This window comes from Arenibacter sp. 6A1 (assembly GCF_012272855.1).
In the GTDB taxonomy this organism is placed as follows: Bacteria; Bacteroidota; Bacteroidia; order Flavobacteriales; family Flavobacteriaceae; genus Arenibacter.
The window spans coordinates 137,691-158,228 of record NZ_JAAXCQ010000009.1; the positions used below are offsets into that span (position 1 = coordinate 137,691).

The window sequence follows — 20,538 nt, forward strand, 5'->3', positions numbered from 1 at the left end:
TAAAGGAATAACCCGGATAAATGGCCTTGTGGCTTATGTGGTGCTTTGATGTTTTTTTAAAACCAGGTTTTTATAATGATAGGGAGATGAAATATGGAATAAGGTTAGTGGGGTACATCGTTATAGTACTGATGCTGGGTGGTTGTTGGGAGACTCGTAAAGAAGTACCCGATAAAGCTGCGAAAGATATTTTGGGAAATCCGGAATATAGGGCGTTTTCTTACGGAGGTTACCGACATAAAACTCGCGATACAGTGCCAACTGTTGCCGAATTAAAAGACGATATGAGGCTCTTATCGGCAATGGGTACAAAGCTACTGCGAACCTATAATACCCAGCAATATGGTGAAGCCGCCAACCTTCTCAAAGCTATCAAAGAATTGCAGGAAGAAGATCCTAGCTTTGAAATGTATGTAATGTTAGGGGCTTGGATAGAATGCGAAGCGGCATGGACCCGATACCCGAATCACGCTGCCGAAAATATTGAAAACAATACCGCTGAGATTGAAGCCGCTATAGCATTGGCCAATTCCTATCCCGGAATTGTTAAAATGATCGCGGTGGGCAATGAGGCTATGGTGCAGTGGGCAGGGAATTATTTTGTGGTCCCCAAGATTATTTTAAATTGGGTAAATCATTTACAGGCCTTTAAAAAATCGGGCGGACTTCCGGCCGATATCTTGATTACCAGTTCTGATAATTACGAATCTTGGGGTGGAGGCGATAAAAGCTATCATTCAAAAGACCTGGAAAATCTACTCCTAGCCGTAGATTTTGTATCCCTTCATACCTCTCCTTTTCATGATACGTATTACGACCCACAATTTTGGGGGGTACCAGAGAAAGAAGAAAATTTATCCGATGTCCAGAAATTGGAAGCAGCTATGCTTCGGGCTGTAGAACACGCAAAGAGTCAGTACCAATCCTGCGCCGATTATATCACAAGTTTAGGTATCGACAAACCAATTCATATAGGGGAAACGGGCTGGGCCGGCAAAGCGAGTACCTTCTATGGTAACACGGGTTCCCGAGCTGCAGATGAATACAAAATGAAATTGTATTATGAGCATATACGGAGCTGGACCGATGCTGCAGGGATATCCTGTTTTTATTTTGAAGCCTTTGATGAACAATGGAAAGACCCAAGCAATGTTAAAGGGTCGGAAAATCATTTTGGGCTTATAAACCAAAATGGAGAAGCAAAATATGCCTTGTGGAAAGAAGTTGATCAAGGTGTGTTTAATGGGTTGACCAGAAATGGGTTGCCCATCACCAAAACCTATAATGGAGATGCCTCTGCCTTAATGACAGAGGTGTTGTTACCGCCTTTAGCTAGCGAAATGGGAGTGTTGGAGATTACAACAGTGAATGATTTTTACCAGACCGGGGATCGAATAAAGGAGGATAATTACGTAATTATACACGAATCCTGGTCACCGAATGATGCGCCTAACGCTACCTTCCCCAGTTCAAAAATTAAGTTGAATTCTTGGGAAGGTAGCTGCGAAATAAGAATGAACAAGGAAGGTATCATAGAGATAGATACCGGAATAGGGTATTGGTGGGGATGTGCCTTAGAATTAAAAACTGTCGGTAGGGGAGAAAATTTATCAAACTTTAAAGATGGCACTTTAAATTTTGAAATAATGGGCACTACTAAATCCTCTTTCAAGCTCGGCTTTCAGACAGGTGCTTTTTCCCAAGGAAATTTGGTGAATAACTATATCACTTTTGGACAGGATGATACATATAGGTTAGCGGAAGAATGGACGAAATTTGCTGTTCCAATTTCAAAATTGGTAGAGAAAGATGCGATGACCAATGTTACGGCATTGCTTTTTTTTAGGGGAGATCATGATTTTGATGGGAAGAAAATTTTTATCAAAAACATCTTTTATTCAAGATAGTAGTAAGCGGTGAGCTCATGCTTAAGCGGGGGCTTTCTTAGAAATAGCGAAACAACCATTATAATTCAATTCCTTCTTTGCCTAAGTATCCGGAGGAGCTCGCCTTTCGGTGCCGTCATTTGTTTGTGTTTTTGGGCGTTCCCTCCTTCGTCGGGCGGGCGCTACGCTGTATCCCTTGCTCCGCTGCGGGGATGCCGCTGCGATCCCTAACGCGGGGCATTGGAAAAATGAGGCCATTGGTATATGCGTTAAACGATTTAAGAATACCAACAACGTCCATAAATTAAAAGCTGCTGGTATATGTATATTTTTTCGGTATAGGAATAGGATAATGGCCCAATTTTTTAGATTTTTATTCAAGTAAAAAAGCAGCTACTAAATATTGCTTAGAGAAGGGCTAACCGAATATCACCAATAAAAGTAAGTGTCAAAATGAGTATCGAACGACTTGAAATAAGAAATGCTAGGCCCGAAGAATTTGACGATATCGGAAAATTATTAGTAAAGGTGTACTCTCAATTAGAAGGTTTTCCGAAAGAATCGGAACAGCCAGCGTATTATAAAAAACTCTTAAATGTTGGAAAACTCACCGAAAAGGAAAATACGGCACTAATAGTTGCTGTTTCAGATACCAATAAAGTGGTCGGGGCCGTGGTATATTTTAGTGACATGGAAAATTATGGTTCGGGAGGCACAGCAACAGCCATAAAAAATGCTTCCGGATTTAGATTATTGGCGGTCGACACGTCGACAAGAGGAAAAGGAATAGGGAAAATGCTCTGTAGGGAGTGCATTCAGCGAGCGAAAAAAATGAACCATGATCAGCTTTATATACACTCTACCGAATCCATGAAAATTGCAAGGAAGATGTACGAAGGATTGGGTTTTTTGAGATGTAAAGAGATCGATTTTATGCAAGGAGAGCTTCCTGTATATGGGTTTAGATTAGCTATATAACTTGTTTTAAAAACGGCAATTCACGATTGTATTCAGGCATGGCAGAAGCTTAGATGAGTAATGGGTAAATATCCTGCTGAACGTGGTGAATAGCGTGGTTTCTACAAGGGGAGAATTTTAAATCTGGCCATTATATGATATTTGATATGACGATTGTAAATCACTTTACTAAAAAAGGAAGTGCTGGTAAAAACAAAGCCGGTCGGCCATAGATTAAAGAAGGTCTTTGGCTTTTTTTTCTGAATTCAGGGGTAAATTGCTAGCAAACAAGGAGAATTAGACTGGTTAGAGATCATTCCAAACCCTGAGGGTTCGGACTTGGGGTTTGTAAAATTCATGGCGGGGATAGATGCAATTGTCATGGGAAGAAACACCTTTGAAACGGTTTGTAGTTTTGAAGGGGAATGGCCTTTTAGCAAGCCCGTCTTTGTCCTCAGTACAACGATGGTCTCCATTCCAGCCCCATATCATGAAAAAGCAATTCTTGTAAAAGGGACATTGCCGGCGATATTGAAATCGATCCATGAAAAGGGGTACAAAAACCTGTATATCGATGGGGGTCTAACCATTCAGAGTTTTTTAAAAGAAGATTTAATCGATGAATTAATAATAACCACCATCCCTATTGTATTGGGAGAAGGTATTCCCCTGTTTGGAGAAATCCCTAGATCTCTCGTATTTGAACATCTAAGTTCAGAAGTTTTTCTATATCAAATAGTACAAAGTTCTTATAAAGGAAAAAGGAAGTAGCATCCAATAGTAAACTCAAGTCCGTTTGGGAAGCTTATAAAAAAATAATAGGGCATTATGGATTTTATTATCTAGTGTGCTGATAGTTAGTGTATAATGGTTATATTTATAATAGGTGTTTAACCGCTACGGTATGTGCTTACCGTTTTTCCTGCATACCATTTTTATCCCCCACTTTATCTTAGGTTGTCACAATTGGAAAAATTTAATTTTTATTCATTATTAAAACGCTACTCCAATGATCAAAGTTTCAGAAATAGCCCCAGATTGCTATCGGATATCGGTATTTGTCAAAGATTTTAACTTACAATTCAACCATTTCTTACTCCTGGACGATGAGCCTATGTTATATCATGCCGGCATGCGGAATATGTTTCCGGTGGTACTCGAAGCTGTTCGAAAAATTATTGATCCCTCCAAGCTTATGTGGATCGGATTTAGTCATTTTGAAGTAGATGAGTGCGGGGCACTTAACGAATGGCTACAGGTTGCTCCCCATGCCAAAGCTGTTTGTTCTGAAGCGGGTGCTATCGTTAATATGGGCGATTTTGCGATAAGACCGGCCCATGCCATGTCCGGAAATGCAATTTTAAACACAGGGAAACATAAATATCGATTTATTAGAACACCTCATTTGCCACATGGTTGGGATGCTGGGGTGCTGTTCGAAGAAACTAACGGAACCTTGTTGTGTTCGGATTTATTTCATCAAAATGGCAATGTGGCCGATATTACGGATAAAGACATTTTGGAACCTCATAGAAAATCGATGCTCGAGTATGAACAAGGCCCTTTAATGGAATATACGCCCTATACCCATCAAACGTCAAAAATTCTTTATTCCTTGGCAGATCTAAAACCAAAAACACTGGCGACTATGCATGGTTCTTCATTTTATGGGGACTGTAGCCAGGCACTGAGAGATTTAAATGGAGTGATGAAAGACCTTTGGGGCGATAAAAGTAGGTAGGATAGCTCAAAAAGATAAGGATCGTTTATACAAATCACCAAGGAATGGGGGGCATCAAAATAAAAAATGATTGAATTGTCTTTTAGGTCAATAAAATGGTCGACAGTCGTTTTAAAAATCAGAAAAATGCTTCGATGAATTATGGCTAGATTAAAAAAAATAAATGTGCTTGCATTGGCAAAATTCCAGGCTGTTTTAATGGCGCCTTTGGGAATGATTACCGGAATCATATACTCATTCGGAGGAACTGTCTATGATATAATAAGCACTGGGTCTGTGAATTATGGTACCGCGCTCGCATATGTAGCATTAGTAGTGCAGCCAATTATGTTTGCGATTGTCGGTTTTCTAATAGGGATAGTCGAAGCATTACTTTATAATTTAATAGCAAAAAGATTTGGTGGTATGAACATCGAATTGGATCAAAATTAGGGAAGATAGACCTTAGGATTTGAGGTTGATTTGGACATAGCATTATAAAAAAAAAGGCTTTGCTACCAGCAAAGCCTTTTCTTGTGTTATATGATTACTAACAGTGGCATGTTTCTATTTCTCAGCAATAAATCGTTGGTAATGCTTCCGATAAAAAGAGAAGTGAAATTATTTCCTCCTCTTGCGGAAAGAACCACAATATCAAAGTCGTCCTTTTCGGCCTGTTGCTCTATTACATCTACTACAGAGAGCTCTTCTCTGTCTATATGTTGAAAACGCACATAATTTGGCAAACGGTGTTTTTTGCTAAATTGTTCAAACTTATGGTGTAAATGCTTTTTCGTTTTATCTATAGCTTTTTGAGTGTCGATATATGGAAAAAAGAAAGATGGGATGTTGTAGACGTGCAGTGCTACCACTTCCCCTTTGGTGCTTTCTACAATGCTTCTGGCAGCCAAGAATGATTTGGCAGAATCAGCACTGAAATCGGTAGGGATCAAAACTTTGTTTAAATGGTGTTTTGTTTCCTCGGGCACCAACAACAAATTAGACTCAAGCATTCGCACTAGTTTTTGTGTCAATGCTCCCGTTCCCTGCAGTTCGTCTTTATTGCCGGTTACTACAACATCGATATTGTATTCTTGTGCAAGTTCGGTCAGGACACTTTCGGTGTAATTATCCGAACTGATCAAAAGCGAATGGGGAGCAGTCCCGGTATAGTTTACCTCAATAGAGCGTTCTAATTCTCGCCCTACTATGTCTTCGATAGTAATACCGTCTTTTAGGAAATCTTCATAAAGGTTATAGAGTTGCGATTGCTTTATATTATGCGTAAAATATAAATGTTTTATTTTCCATACACGACATAGGAAGCTGACGTAACGCAGTAGGATAGGATCCATTTTCGTTAAATCTAAAGCAACCATTAGACTTAGTTCTTTGTCTAAGCTTAAAATCTTTGTCATACCTTATTTGTTATCGGTTAGGGTTTCTTCTGTGAAAGTTTCTTCTGCGTAGATTTCTGAAGATTTTGTTTTTCGCTCTTCTCGTTCTTTGTTTACCAGTAGCAGGATGTTTTTACGATAGGCTTCTTTTTCGATGAGCTTCTTCTCGCGTTCAGACTTTTGAAAGTCTTCTTTTATTCCTGAATAGAGGGAAAAGCACATCATCACGAGTAATATCGCAAAAGGGAGTCCAGAGATGGTCACTGCTGTTTGTAAGGCATTTAGTCCGCCTCCATACATCAGAACCGCAGCAATAACTCCGGTGGCAATAGCCCATATTACCCTTTGGAAGGGAGGTGTTTTTAATTTCCCTCCAGAGGTGATACTATCTACAACCAAGGCACCCGAATCTGCAGAAGTAATTATAAAACTACTAATGAGAATAAGCCCAAGTATCTTTAGTACTATAGCTAGTGGGAACTTATCAAAAAAGACATAAAGTGCGGTAGAGATATTGTCGTTGACTGCAGCAATTAAGGCAGTATCTCCTAGAAGAATGTCGCGCATGGTAGTACCTCCAAAGGCTGTAAACCAAAGAAAGGTAACCAAGGCCGGTAATATTAACACACAAAGGATAAACTCCTTGATGGTTCTACCTTTAGAAACTCTAGCAATAAAAGTACCTACAAATGGAGACCATGAAATCCACCATCCCCAATACATGATGGTTCTTGTTTTTTGCCAATCGGTTTCCCTAAGAGACTCTGTCCAAGTGGCCATGTCCACAAAGTGAATAAGATAACTACCGATATTTTGGATATAAGACTTTAGAATAAAGGTCGTTGGACCTAGGATAAGGACCAATAAAAAGATAATGGAGGCAACGCGCACATTGAGTTCACTCAATATTTTAACCCCTTTGTTTACACCGCTAAAAGCCGAAATGGTGGCTGCAATGGTTACGGCAACAATGATAATGACCTGGTAGGACAATGAGCTGGGAATACCAAATACATGGGTAAGGCCCGAGTTAATCTGTCCTACTCCGAACCCAATGGTAGTTGCTAGACCAAAAAGAGTAGTAATTACGGCCATGATATCGATAACATCGCCCATCCAACCATAAATTCTATTCCCTAAAATAGGGTAGAAGGCAGACCGTAAGGTGAGCGGCATTTTTCTGTTAAAGGTAAAATACGCTAAGGAGAGTCCCACTACCGAATATATTGCCCAACCATGAATTCCATGGTGTAAAAAGGAGAAATTAATGGCCTCTTGCGCAATAAGGGCAGGATCTTGCCCAGCGAGTCGGGGAGGGTTTAGAAAGTCTCTCACAGGGTCGGCAATACTGAAAAGTACCAAACCGTTACCAATACCGGCGCTGAACAACATGGCAAACCAAGCCCATAAACTAAATTCGGGTTTGGCCTTCTCGCCACCGATACGGATATTCCCGAAGCGGCCAAAGGCCATATAAAGGCAAAATATTATAAATAGGTTGACCGAGAAGGTATATATCCAACCGCCATGTGCGGAGACATTGCTCTGGGCTATAGCAAAATAATAATCTGCCTGCTCCTTAAAAATAAGGGTGAACACGACGCTAGCGATGAGGACCGCTGTTGCCGCAATAAAGACCGTTTTATTGACTACCAACCCTAAAAACGTAGAAGATTTTTCTTTTCTACTAACTTTTCTAGTAACTTTTATAGACATAAGTTTTTAATGATTTTAGTGAAATAAGTAAAGTCCTTATCTTCCGTTAAAGAAGAAAGGATTGTAAAATAACTCAGGAAAGTTGAGTTTAGGAGTCGCGGTGATAGAGGGGAGAATATGAAAGAGAACGCCTTTTTTGTTGCCTGGAACGAGATAGACAAGAGATGAAAAAAAGCGGAATGTTTTTGGCTTCAGTTAGCCTGAAGTTACTAATTTGCATAAGGTGTTTTTTTAATAAAATTACTTTGTAAATGTATGTTGGGCGATAACTTAATGAGAAAAATGCGCTAGCTAATCGTAATTTTAATCACTGAGAACATACATAAGGAAACAGTAAAAGTTTCCTAGGTGCCGCGTTATTTTTTATCACTAAGTGGACCCAACGGCAAAAATAACAAAAAACAATCGAACGGTAAAGGGTTAATTGATAAGACTTTAAAGAATGCTGTTCTAAATTCTCTAAAGAATATTTGGAAACCATCAACATTATAAGGGGTAATCACGCCTTGTTGTTAGGTGAACATCGTTGTAATAAATTGGCTTTAGTTCAGGAAAACAAACTATCTTTGGCCTCGTTATTTCTTATTGCTTAAAATAAGTTGTTAGTAAACTGAGGCATTGAAATTGTTTCTTAAGTGAGAATTGATTTTATAGGCAGTATACTTTATCCTCACGGGCAGTAATTAGGTTATTTCTCTCCTTTCTTCACCATAGATTTTAACTATAGTTGTGTGTTTTTATTTTTTAAATAAATTAATATCAACATGTTGAGTGTTGTTATTGCAAGTGTTGGTTTAATTAATTTCCTGAGTGTATTTCTATATATAGCTTGTATGTTTTTTGTTTTTTAAAGTCATATTTTACCTCATTTAGTTTGATTGCCTATGGAAATATTGAGCATTATAGTTTGTTTTTTGGTTGCTTTCAAATTATTCCCACCGAATAGATCGTCACTCTGGAATTGTTCTATAGCTAAGCTCTTTTAATTCATTTATGATCAGATGTTTTATAGAAATAAAGTGTTTTTTAAAAGAGCTTCTTTTTAAGTGTTTTTAATTCGTGTAATGATATGTAGTGCAGATAGATAAGTCTTGTTGTGTAATCTAAAGGTTTATGTTTTTACTGGGATTTTTGGCGGTGGTTAATAGTAATACTAGTTACATAAAAAGTGTAATGACGATATTGTATTTCCTGAATTTTGCAAGAAGAATTGCGTTTTTAGGGTTAAAGTTCTTATCTTAAATCAGAAGTACTTTCATGGTAATTGTGCTTGGCAATTTAAGGATTTGATTAAAATGGTGGGTCGATCTAAGTTGCTGTTATAATTAATAAACACTGCTACTATGAATGAATTGTTTGAAAAGGAGTGGTTGATCACCAATGGGCTTGGCGGGTATGCTTCCAGTACGGTAAGCAATGCCAATACCAGGCACTACCATGGGTTGTTAGTGGCATCATTAACGCCTCCTACCGGGCGAAAGATATTAGTGGGCAAAGTAGAGGAAACGATAGTGGTCAATGGCAAAAGTATACTGCTTTCCACTAATTTCTATCCAGAAGTTATCTATCCTCACGGGATTGATTATATGAGCGAATTTAAGGCGAAGCCGTTGCCTCATTGGCGATATGGGGACCAAAACTGGCAAATAGAGAAAAGCATCTCTATGGTGGCTGGCAGCAATACTACTTTGGTGCACTATAAAAACACTGGCAAGGAAACTTTTGTTCTAGAAGTTCACCCTTTGTATGTTTTTTCGGATTATCACGCCATTTTTCGGGAAAGCAGCGCCTTTGATTTTTACACGGAATTTTCTCCAGAACACTTAAAAACCCATGCCTCTAAAGGCAGTCCCGCTTTATTTACGAGTTGGACCTCTGGGGTCTTTGTTGAAGACCGCAGCTGGTACAAGAATATTCATTTGCCCAAATCCCAGCAACGCGGACTTAGTTGTCATAACGATTATTACCATATTGGTTATCTGAAAAAGGAACTAAAACCCAATGAAGAACTGCTGTTATGTTTTTCCCTAGATGAAAATCGCCCTCAAAGCACCCTCGACCATCTATGGGAGGAACAGAGGCGCACTGCATCCCGAAAACCCTCGAAATCGACCGCTACTTTTTATAACGACCTGTTACGGGCTGGAGACCAGTTTTTGGTACATCGAGCCTCTACCCAAAGCACATCTATCATTGCCGGCTACCATTGGTTTGCAGATTGGGGACGCGATTCCATGATCGCAATGCGTGGCCTTACCATTGCAACAGGGCGAAAAGGGATTTCAAAATCTATATTAACGACTTTTTTAAAAGAAATAGACCAAGGGATGATTCCCGATCGTTTTTCCGATAAAGCTGATGTTGATCCTCATTACAATGCTATGGATGCCACTTTTTGGCTATTTATAGCGGTTTACGAGTACTTTAAAAGATTTGGCGATATCGAATTCGTGAAAAAGCACTTCAAGGCCCTAGAAGAGATCTTAGAGCACCACATACAAGGAACCCGATACAATATTCATGTTACTGAAGAAGGTTTTTTGTACGGAGGGCAGGAGGGAGTGCAGCTGACATGGATGGATGCCCTGGTAGACGAAAAAGTGATAACGCCACGGATCGGTTGTCCGGTTGAGGTGAATGCCCTTTGGTATAATGCCCTGAAAATATATATATGTTTTTGCAAGGAACTTCAGATAACGGTCGCCCAAAAATACAAGGACCTTATTGAGAAGTTGGAAGTGAATTTCCCAAAGATGTTCACGACCGATGAAGGAACGTTATACGATGTGATCATCCCTGGAGAATCCTACGATACTAGTTTTCGTCCAAATCAGCTCTTCGCCATAAGTCTGCCTTTTCCTTTATTGGATCGCGATCAGCAAAAGACAGTCTTCGATGCCGTTCGAAAAAAATTGTATACCCCATATGGACTACGGACACTTGATGTTGAGGATCCTAATTTTATAGGACAGTATACAGGGGGGCAGTGGTCGCGCGACCATTCCTATCACCAGGGAACCGTTTGGCCATTTTTGCTCTATGAGTATTACCATTGTTTTTTTAGGATTTATGGTAATTCTAAAAAAAACCGAGCAAGGGTGTTGAAGGAACTTAATCATTTAAAAGATCACTTTTACCATCGCGACGGCTTACATGGTATTTCGGAGATTTTCGACGGTTTAAACCCTGGTAAGGGAAAAGGGTGTATACAACAGGCGTGGTCTGTCTCGGCTTTGGTCAAGCTCTATGCGGAGTATAAACTTTATGAAGACGGGGAGGGTGAAATGTGAGTAAGGCTAGGTACTAGCTAAGGAAGGCTGAAGAAAAATTACATTTTATAGGAAAGAAGTCAATAACACTAAGGTAGCATGAGTCTTTTAGGGGGAAAGGGATGCTTTTTTTATACAAAACGAGCTTGCGTTTTTAGGGCAAGCTCGTTTTCTTGTTTAAAGTTAGTTTCAATTACCAAATCTTAATGCGCTGTTCTGGCGCCAGATACATGGCATCGCCTTCCTTGATATTAAAGGCATCGTAAAACGCATCGATATTGACCAATGGTTGTGTAGCCCTATTTTTCCCTGGGGAGTGTGGATCGGTTTTTATTTGATTGGCCAATGCTTCGTCCCTGATTTTAGTTCTAAAAACGGTGGACCATGACATAAAGAACCGTTGTTCTGGGGTAAAGCCGTCAATCGGCCCTGGGTTCCCATGTTCTTGCAGGTACATTTGCAGGCCATCATACGCGGCATTTACCCCACCGAGATCGCCTATGTTTTCACCCAAGGTAAACTTGCCGTTAATAAAGGTGTTGGGCAATACTTCTATTTTGCTGTATTGGTCTGCCAGAGAATTGCCAAGGCTGTTAAATTGTTCCAAGTCTTTTTCTGTCCACCAATTTACCAAATTGCCATCGGCATCGTAATTGGCACCGCTATCATCAAAACCGTGCGATATCTCATGGCCTATTACAGCGCCAATTCCACCATAATTTACGGCAGCATCGGCAGTGAAATTAAAGAACGGCGGTTGCAATATGGCGGCAGGGAACACAATCTCGTTATACGACGGATTATAGTATGCATTTACAATCTGTGGCGCCATAAACCATTCGGATTTGTCAACGGGTTTTCCTAATTTTTCTAAATCCTTGTGAAAGTTCCATGTGTGGATATTTAAGCTGTTTTGAAGATAAGAACCACCTTCTTCTACATTTTTCACCTCTAGGGAGGAATAGTCTTTCCACTGGTCGGGATATCCTATCTTAATAGTAGTTTTTGTAAGTTTTTCTATTGCTTTTAGTTTAGTGGCCTCATCCATCCAGGGCAAGGCTTTAATCCTAATTTCATAGGCTTTGATAATGTTTTGGATCATTTCAGTGGCTTGTGCCTTGGCTTCGGCAGGGAATTTTTTGTCTACATAAAGTTTCCCCAATGCTTCGCCAACCATCCAATTGACGGTTTGCAAGGCTCTTTCGTCCCTTGGTTCTTGTTTTTTAGCACCTCGGAGGGTTTTGCTATAAAACTCCCAATTGGCTTTTTCAATCTCGGTCGTCAGTAAATTGGCAGCTCCGTTAAGGGCTGTCCAACGCAGGTATGCCTTCCAGTCGTTGACATTGTTTTCTTTAAATAATCCTTGAAGAGATTTTATATATGCCAGCTGAGAAATGATTACGGTGTCGACACCGGTTGCGCCTATACCTTCTAAATACCCTTTCCAATTGACAACAGGTACCATCTTTTGTAGGTCGGTTAACGCGGTAGGGTTATAGGTTAATTTAGGATCTCTTCTTTGTACCTTATCTAGTCTTGGTTGTGCTAATTTGGTCTCAAAGGCCACTATCTGGGCAGCTTCCTTTTCGGCCTTGGCATCGTCGTAGTCCAAGAATTTTAGCATACGGCTAATATGGGCGTGGTATTTTTGCTTTATATCCTTTGAATCTTGATCCTCGGCCACATAATAATCACGATCTGGCAATCCTAGAGCGCCTGGCCAGATACTGGCTACATTTTTGTTACTGTCCTTGGCATCGGCACCTACTCCAAAACCGAAGAAACCAGCACCTCCCTTAGACTCCATTTCTATGAGGAATGCCTGAAGCGTCTTTATATCCGAAATAGCTTCTATCTTGTCCAGATAAGGCTGTAAAGGGCGTACTCCTTGGGCATCTCTAGATACGGTATCCAAGATGGTCTGGTATAAGTGTACCGCCTTAGCTTGGTCAGAAGTAGGGGCTATATTAGGGTCCTTGGTGGCTTCTCTTAGGATATTGAGTACGTCCTGATCGGTTTTTTTGCGCAATTCGTAAAAGCTGCCCCAGGTGGTTTTGTCGGCAGGGATTTCGGTATTATCGAACCATTTTCCGTTTACGTATCTGAAAAAATCGTCTTTAGGGCTCACGGTAGTATCCATAAGACTCAGGTTTATACCTGGAATAGTGTCTACTGCTGCGGTTTCCTTTTTTTCGGATTTACACGAAACAACAGTCATAGCCAATGCCCCTAATAGGAGTGGCTTTGAAAAATTGACCTTCATATTGAATTAGTTTTAGTTAATATAGTCACACAAAATAGTGATTATTAAGCATCTAAAGTAAGGAATATCTTAGAGGTAAATGCAATTAAAATGCTAATGCTAGGATGAAATAAAGTGGTAACATCGGAGGAGTGGCTACATTAAAAAATGAACAGACCCTCAATGTAGAAAGTAACCCCAATGGTTAGATGATACGCGTTAGGGATGGCGGCGGCATCCCCGCAGCAACGTAAGGGATATAGCCAAGAGCCCGCCCGACAAAGGAGGGAACGCCCAAAACATTATAAAAAAAGTTGTGGAAATATGAAATACCCGGAGGTAAGGACGATATTTTACTGCTTTTGAGTTGATCCGAAATAGCAGCGGTGAATGGTAAACAATATCTATACCCTAGAGCGTTTTAGGGTTATTGCTCGGGGTTCCAAAGGGTTTGATTAATTTAATAAATATAAAGATTTGTACTTTTCAATGCCAAGAGGTGTTATGGCCAATCTTGGTGGGGATATAAAATTAAAGGTTCTGTTTTCTCCCTGAAATCTACGTTGCTTTAATTCGATAACCCCTTCTTCTTTCATTTCTTTGGCCACCAGGGTCGCTAGGTTTGGGTTCAAGCAAATATGGGTAATTCCCAAGAATCCTTTTTCACGGTTTTGGTAGAGAAATTCTAAAATGGAATGATATAATTTCATTTCTATGCAGATTTAAAAGTATATGTTGTTTGCGATATTAAAAGAACGCTTCTTTTGAATGAGGCGAATATAAAGAACAATATGTATATTTTCCTACTTTTTTGGTTTTATTTATGATAAAAAATGTTGGTTAATGAGACGGAAAACTAATTTTCTGTATTGATTAGGAACCATAAGGAGGAGGTTTTCACTAGAGACCGGTCTTCAACAGGCCTATTTAGTTATTTTTTGCAATTAGCGGGTCTCTTAACAAGGTGAGTTGTTCCCATCACAATTTTAATACCATTAACTATGGGAACATCTGTGTAAAACCTTGCTTAGGATTTCTGAAACACCTAAAAAAAGCCCATATTTGCTAGCTTTTTTAAACATTTGTAAATTATATATTAAAGTAATGAAAATTAGAAGTTTTACCTTAATGGCCTTGGCCATTTTTCTGTCTGCTTGCGGCCAGAAATCCCTTCAGCCAGCAGAAGTCCATTTAATACCACAACCGCTAGGGATGGAATTAAAGCAGGAATCCTTTCAAATTACGGCCGCTACACAGTTGGTTGTAACCAATAAAGAGCAGGAAAAAGCTGCTAACTACCTTCAGGGGCTATTAAAAAAGGCGGCAGGGTTTCAATTAGCTGAAGCGACAGAAGCTTCTAATAATGTCATCCGCTTTGAAGAGAAGGCCGAATTAGAAAAGGAGGCCTATGAACTTACTGTAAATATAAATAGCATTGTTATAACGGCTTCTAGTGGTGAAGGATGGTTCTATGGGGTGCAAACCTTGCGTCAGCTATTGCCTCCCCAGATCGAAAGCAAGACTGCGGTAGATTCCCCTTGGTTGGTACCGGCAGTGTCTATTGCCGATAAGCCACGATTTGGCTGGCGTGGTATGGAGATGGATTTTAGCCGTCATTTCTTTACTATTGATGAGGTGAAGGAGTTTATGGATTATATGGCTTTATACAAGCTGAATACTTACCATATGCACCTGACCGATGATCAGGGATGGCGTATTGAAATCAAGGAATATCCATTGCTGACCGAGAAAGGGGCATGGCGGATTGAAAGCAGCCATGATAGGGTATGTATTGAAAAAGCGAAAGAAAATGAGACCTTTAAGATAGCAGAAAAGAATTACCATCAAATAGATGGGCAGCGCATGTACGGCGGCTTTTTTACGCAAGAGCAAATTAAAGAAATTGTCGCCTATGCAGCCGATCGTTATATTACCGTAATTCCGGAAATAGACATGCCCGGGCACTTTAAAGCGGCCATTGACAATTATCCTTACTTAGCCTGTAAAGGAGAAGCTGGTTGGGGAGAAACCTTTTCTATCCCTGCCTGTCTTGGTCAGGATGAGACCTATGAATTCGTAGAAAACATTCTTTCGGAAGTAGCGGAGTTGTTTCCTAGCCCATATATCCATATTGGAGGAGACGAGGTGAATATTAGCGAATGGAAACAGTGTCCAAAATGTCAGAAAACTATCAGTACCCATAAATTAAAGGACGAGCACGAGTTGCAGGCGCATTTTAACCGTAACTTGGAAAGTTTCTTGCATACCAAAGGAAAACGATTGTTGGGATGGGACGAAATTGTAGAAGGTGGACTTACCGAAGATGCTACTATGATGTGGTGGCGTAACTGGGCGCCAGAAGCTCGATATAAGGCTGCCAATAACGGTAATGACATGATTATATGTCCAGATTTTGAATATTATTTCGATTTTACCAACGAGGCTACACCGCTGGAAAAGGTGTATAATTACGAGCCGGTACCAGAAGACTTTACGGCTGCTCAGGAGAAACATGTTCTTGGGGTGCAAGCCAACCTATGGTCAGAATTGATCCCAAACTTCCAAAGACTGCAATTGCAGACCTTTCCTCGTATGTTGGCACTTGCCGAAACCGCTTGGCAGCCTAAAGGGCAAAAGAATTTTGACGGTTTCCTAGAAAAGGTACAACAGCATTACAAGCGTATGGACGTCATGGGCATCCATTATTATATTCCACCGATCAACGGGATGAACAAGACCTATGCTTTTGTCGATAGCATACAGGTGGCACTGGATATTGATCTAAAGGACGCAAAAATTTACTACACCCTCGACGGGACCCAGCCTACCGAGAAATCTATTCCATATACAGGAGCTTTTTGGGCAAAAGAAAGTGCTAAAATGCTGGCAAGGGCTTATAATGGTAGAATTTGGGGCGACGTTTATGAAGCTAAAATAGACAGGCAACAGTGGCGATCGGCAGAGGAGGTAACACCAAATACGGCTGGATTTCAGCGTTGGGCGGCCAAAAATCAGTTTAAAGTGGTTGAAGAGGTAAAAGTACCTGCCGAGGCTACCTTTAAAACAGTGGCGACCGCAGATATGGGCGAATATAAGGGGCAAGAACATATATCCATGGTCTTTAATGGCTATTTTAAGGCAGAAACACAGGGGATTTATGAATTCTCTACGACTTCTGACGATGGTAGCTTACTATATATAGGCGATACCCTAGTAGTAGACAATGGTGGTAACCATGCCGCTCAGAAAAGGGCTGGCATGATAGCTCTTAAACCCGGATACCATAAACTAACTCTAGTATTCCATCAAGGTAGTGGTGGAGGGGAGCTCTCCGCAACTTTTGCCGCTCCTGAGCAAGGGCACCAGCCACTAGAATCGGCAGTTTTCTTTGAGTAAACACTTTTAAAAGCTTTTGAATTAGGCCCTGACCAAAACATCTTACTTAGGTGTTAGGGTCAGGGCCTTTTGCTTTTTATATGGGTACCTTATATCTCGGAGGCTCCTTATTTTGTATCTCTTAGGTGGGCGGTTTTAAGAGGAGAAAACGATTAGAGTTTACCTTATAAGGGTAAATTCTAAATAAAAGATTGGTCCTGAGCGTGGAAGTAGCATAATTAAAGGATCCAAGTTAGGGAGATTACAATACTAAGGCCGACCACTAGCATTGAATATTCAAAAACACAATTTCTTCTCTATTTTCCTTTACGATCTTTATAAAACATATAAATCCAAATAGATCTGGAAAGCCTGAAGTTTAAGGCACTGGTAAAAAAGGCCATCAGAACAACACACAAAAACATGTAGAGGACGGGAATTTCAAGAATTCCCCAAGTTATGACCAGGGAGGCGATCATTTGTGCACAGGCCAAGGCGTAACTTACGAACATGGCGCCAAAGAAAAAACCCGGTTCTACTTCAAACTTATAATCGCATTCCTTGCAGGTTTTGTCCATAACGGGCATTTTAAACAATAAGGCATTTCCCTTTGAATCAAAAATGTCTCCTTTCCCGCATTTGGGGCATTTTGCTTGTAGTATGTCAGTAACAACCATTATGTACTATATTTTTTGGCAAAGCTACCGCCAATGTGGAAATCCTCTATTATACATTTATCTCCTATTCTTGTATTAAAAGGACATTTTTGTATTCGTTTTTGGAAACTCCCTTGCACGTCCGGAATGGGGAAATACAAATGATATAACCACAAAGTGTAGCTGTTTAAATCGGCAATGGTTCGCTTTGTTCGGATAAGGTTATGCCTACCGATGAATGATGTAACCCTTGCTAAACCTACGCATTGATCTTGTTTTTATAGCACTCTAGACTACATTATGATGTTATTTTTTCCATGCATATTTTTGAAAGGGGGCATCTACGGGTGTTTCCGCAATATGGTTGAGGTAATTGCTCATAATTTTTTGGGAGACCCCTAGTATTATTTCCAATAGTTGACGCTTTTCATATCCTGCGGCATAAAAATCCATTAATTCTTCCTTGGTTATCTGACCGCGATTTTGAACGATGGACAAAGTCATAGTATGTAGGGCATGTAGTTTTGGTGTAGGCATAGAAGTTCCGTTCCTTAACGCTTCGGTGATAAGCGGATCTACTTTCATCATATGGGCAATGGCCGTATGTGCAGGAACACAGTAGTGGCACTCGTTTGCAACGCTTATCGTAAGCCAAACAACCGTTAGTTCTTCATTGTTTAAGGAGGAGTTTTCAAAAAGTTGGTGTAATGTTTGGTAGGCCTCGAGTGCACCCGGTGCTTCCGCTAAAACCCCATGTAAGTTTGGGATCATACCAAAATTCTGTAGAGATTTTTCTAAAAAAGGTTGACTGTTCTTAGGGGCCGAATCGATATCGTGAATTTTAAATGTGCTCATGGTTTTACTTGTTTAGGTTATGAATAGTAATTGGCAATTCCCTGGTCTAAGGGTGAAAAAAGCTAAAGCTTATCAACGGTCATTGCTATAAGGATTTCTAGAAGTAATAGGTCTAAACCCTTAAAAGGAAAAGAAAACACACTTATAGCCGCCTTTATAGTAGTGGTTGGTCCTTATGTTATTAATGTCTTTTTGGAGGGAACTTATTATAAACCATTCATTAGTAACGGATTAATGTGGTTGTATTTAGGTACTCATAACCACTTTAAAATTTGATCCCATTTCACTTTTCGTATTACTGATAGTACCTTCTTTGTTTTTTAATGCTTCGTACAATAAAGAGCATAAGTTTCCAAGTATGGCGTACAGGCAAGAAGGTGTGATTTTCTATTAGAACCATGGATACCTTTCCGGGAACCTCTTTGTTTACTTCTTCCTCGTCAAATATTTAGCCCTTACCACGCCATAATGTTCACTTAAAGCTAAGCAGATACTTTGGAACAAAAAAGTGTTTTATAAAAACATTAATTGAAGAAGGCTCGTGGGACAGGGAGGGGTACTGTTTTAAGGGAATTGAGGATCCTATTGTTTGGTTGGGTATCCGAATTGGAAATCTATATCTCTTTAACGCTGTTGGGGGCGAATAGGTTAAAGGGGGTGTGGTGCAACATACTGTCAGGTATATAGAATACCACAAGAGCTCTCTAGAACCATATTCTTTAAGTGTATAAATCATAAAACGACCGCTCCCTTAGGTGTTTATTTTGTATCCTTATTCAACAGTAGCCTTTATGGATTCGATAAGTATTCCTTCGTTATTGTCCTTTTTTGCAGGCAGTGAAAATTTTATATAACTGATACCGTTGATGGTGTTGTTTTGTAATGGTATCGATGATGCTAATTTTGTATCATCAATATAAACGGTACAGGAACCGGCTTTTTGGGTATCGGCAGTATCCCATTCCAACCTCAGATCGTGCCAAGTGTCTGGTGCTAGTTGGTCTTCTTCCAATTTAAAGTTAAACATGGCAAAATACTGGGAGGTAGTATCGGTCGGGTTAAACCATCGGTCGTGCAAACTCACGGTCATCCCTTTAAAGCCTTTGTTTATTTTAATGCGGGATACGACTTCCCCTTTTTGTCCTGCCGGAAAATTAAATAAGGCTCCCCTTTGTTGGGATAGTAGGCTAGTATCCTTTTTGGATTTCAAATACATGACCTGACCAGAATCTTTGTCGGGATGCGGTATTAAAATAGCACCTGGTTTTCGGTCGTAAGCGCAATGTCCTTTTATGCCTTTTATGTAGCTGTGGTGGGACCAGTGGGCTAGCCCATCAGAAAAGTCGTCGGAACGCTCTTTTTCCCTGAGCCAATTTAGGTCCAAGGTCAAGAGTTTTCTAAACTTGGGGTGTTGGCCCAAGGAGATAAGTATTTTGTTTTTACTTGATTCTACAAATTCGGTTTGATGCACACTGCGGTCATTGCTGCCCATTTCTCCAAAACGGGTGGCCATAAGGCTATCATTGCGCAAAGGGTTGAGGTAAATTTCCCTGAACCCGCTCCATGTTTGTCCATCATCATCAGAAATGGCGGCATGCAAGGCATCGCGGTTTGTAAAAACGTCTTCCCAATAGCCACCGTTATGTTCCACTTCTGGCAGGGGAGTAGTGTTGTTCCAAAGAAGCAGCAAGCTTCCGTTTTGTAGCCTTTGAACGGTAGCCATGGTTATGGTACTGTAGAACCTCGATGGTACTGCTGGCGACCAAGATTCGCCACTGTCCTCCGAAAAGGATTCGTAAAGGTTGTCTAGGGCGGTACGGATAAGCATCCAAAGGCGACCGTCTTTAAGTTCTACCACAGAAGGCTCTACGCCCCCATGGTTCCATCGTTGCCCTTTATGAAAACCCTCGGCCTTGTGGGGAGGGGAATTTACCTGGTTCGATTTTTTCCAACTAATGCCCCCATCGTCAGAATAATAAGTACCACTGCCATTGCGGTGCAAGGTGTGAAAAGCAGCGATGGCCCTTTGTCCGTTTTTTATGAATACCACTGGTTTGATCATGATGGCCCCATTGTTGTCAATTTGGGTTTTTGTCCATTCGCCATCAATTCCCCCTGTAGAGCGAACGGCAAAAACGGCATCGTCTTTTCCAGCAAAAACCCGGATAAATTCACCGCTAAGCGGGTCTTTTTTGCCATATAAATTTCCGTCTTCCACGGCAACGGGATCCCAATGCGCACCCTGGTCCTTTGAAAAGATGTACAGGTTGGGGCCATAGTGCCTTATTTCCCCATCATCGAGCATAACAAGACCGGTGTATGCATTCTGTGGCGGTATGCCCACCACCTTGGGCGACTCAATAGCCGATTTTTGTTCTGTACACGATACTAGGAATAGAAAAAAGAAGAGGCTAGTAGCCGTTATTTTAAAATAAGCCTTTGACATATTTAGAATTTTTAAAAGA

Annotated in this window: 14 protein-coding genes; 7 read left to right on the forward strand and 7 right to left on the reverse strand. The window is 40.4% G+C overall.

Going from position 1 to position 20,538, the window contains the following annotated elements; translation table 11 throughout:
* Window positions 1-86: 86 nt before the first annotated feature.
* From HCG49_RS10345 to HCG49_RS10365, 5 genes are all read left to right on the forward strand, one after another.
* The gene (locus HCG49_RS10345; RefSeq protein WP_168469457.1) at window positions 87-1,907 is read left to right on the forward strand and encodes a glycosyl hydrolase family 17 protein; all 1,821 of its coding nucleotides are present in this window, start codon (window positions 87-89) and stop codon (window positions 1,905-1,907) included.
* A gap of 432 nt (window positions 1,908-2,339) precedes the next feature.
* Complete coding sequence (locus HCG49_RS10350; RefSeq protein ID WP_168469458.1) at window positions 2,340-2,864, forward strand: GNAT family N-acetyltransferase; 525 nt, start codon at window positions 2,340-2,342, stop codon at window positions 2,862-2,864.
* A 336-nt stretch (window positions 2,865-3,200) separates the two neighbouring features.
* Window positions 3,201-3,614 (forward strand): dihydrofolate reductase family protein, encoded by a 414-nt coding sequence (locus HCG49_RS10355; protein ID WP_168469459.1) that lies wholly within the window; start codon window positions 3,201-3,203, stop codon window positions 3,612-3,614.
* A gap of 238 nt (window positions 3,615-3,852) precedes the next feature.
* Complete coding sequence (locus HCG49_RS10360; protein ID WP_168469460.1) at window positions 3,853-4,584, forward strand: MBL fold metallo-hydrolase; 732 nt, start codon at window positions 3,853-3,855, stop codon at window positions 4,582-4,584.
* A 141-nt stretch (window positions 4,585-4,725) separates the two neighbouring features.
* Window positions 4,726-5,016 carry a hypothetical protein gene (locus HCG49_RS10365; protein ID WP_168469461.1) on the forward strand — a complete coding sequence of 97 codons (291 nt, stop codon included), beginning with the start codon at window positions 4,726-4,728 and terminating at the stop codon, window positions 5,014-5,016.
* Window positions 5,017-5,102: 86 nt separating this feature from the next.
* On the opposite strand, the gene HCG49_RS10370 is transcribed toward HCG49_RS10365, so the two are convergent.
* Both HCG49_RS10370 and HCG49_RS10375 read right to left on the reverse strand, forming a co-directional pair.
* Window positions 5,103-5,981 (reverse strand): universal stress protein, encoded by an 879-nt coding sequence (locus HCG49_RS10370; RefSeq protein ID WP_168469462.1) that lies wholly within the window; start codon window positions 5,979-5,981, stop codon window positions 5,103-5,105.
* 3 nt (window positions 5,982-5,984) lie between these two features.
* Window positions 5,985-7,676, reverse strand: coding sequence for a BCCT family transporter (locus tag HCG49_RS10375; protein WP_168469463.1), 1,692 nt, complete (start codon window positions 7,674-7,676; stop codon window positions 5,985-5,987).
* A 1,343-nt stretch (window positions 7,677-9,019) separates the two neighbouring features.
* On the opposite strand from HCG49_RS10375, the gene HCG49_RS10380 reads away from it, so the two are divergent.
* Window positions 9,020-10,966 carry an amylo-alpha-1,6-glucosidase gene (locus HCG49_RS10380; protein ID WP_168469464.1) on the forward strand — a complete coding sequence of 649 codons (1,947 nt, stop codon included), beginning with the start codon at window positions 9,020-9,022 and terminating at the stop codon, window positions 10,964-10,966.
* Window positions 10,967-11,138: 172 nt separating this feature from the next.
* Here HCG49_RS10380 and HCG49_RS10385 read toward each other — a convergent pair whose 3' ends face one another.
* Window positions 11,139-13,208: a M13 family metallopeptidase gene (locus HCG49_RS10385; RefSeq protein ID WP_168469465.1), complete on the reverse strand. Its 2,070-nt coding sequence runs from the start codon at window positions 13,206-13,208 to the stop codon at window positions 11,139-11,141.
* Window positions 13,209-13,642: 434 nt separating this feature from the next.
* Window positions 13,643-13,897 (reverse strand): hypothetical protein, encoded by a 255-nt coding sequence (locus HCG49_RS10390; protein WP_168469466.1) that lies wholly within the window; start codon window positions 13,895-13,897, stop codon window positions 13,643-13,645.
* Window positions 13,898-14,291: 394 nt separating this feature from the next.
* Between HCG49_RS10390 and HCG49_RS10395 the strand changes: the two genes are divergently transcribed.
* Window positions 14,292-16,583 carry a family 20 glycosylhydrolase gene (locus HCG49_RS10395; RefSeq protein ID WP_168469467.1) on the forward strand — a complete coding sequence of 764 codons (2,292 nt, stop codon included), beginning with the start codon at window positions 14,292-14,294 and terminating at the stop codon, window positions 16,581-16,583.
* Window positions 16,584-16,879: 296 nt separating this feature from the next.
* Here HCG49_RS10395 and HCG49_RS10400 read toward each other — a convergent pair whose 3' ends face one another.
* The 3 genes from HCG49_RS10400 to HCG49_RS10410 all read right to left on the reverse strand — a co-directional run bounded on the left by HCG49_RS10400 (window position 16,880) and on the right by HCG49_RS10410 (window position 20,519).
* Complete coding sequence (locus tag HCG49_RS10400; RefSeq protein WP_240938675.1) at window positions 16,880-17,140, reverse strand: DUF983 domain-containing protein; 261 nt, start codon at window positions 17,138-17,140, stop codon at window positions 16,880-16,882.
* 384 nt (window positions 17,141-17,524) lie between these two features.
* Window positions 17,525-18,073: a carboxymuconolactone decarboxylase family protein gene (locus HCG49_RS10405; protein WP_168469468.1), complete on the reverse strand. Its 549-nt coding sequence runs from the start codon at window positions 18,071-18,073 to the stop codon at window positions 17,525-17,527.
* Window positions 18,074-18,845: 772 nt separating this feature from the next.
* Window positions 18,846-20,519, reverse strand: coding sequence for a sialidase family protein (locus tag HCG49_RS10410; protein ID WP_168469469.1), 1,674 nt, complete (start codon window positions 20,517-20,519; stop codon window positions 18,846-18,848).
* Window positions 20,520-20,538: the final 19 nt, after the last annotated feature.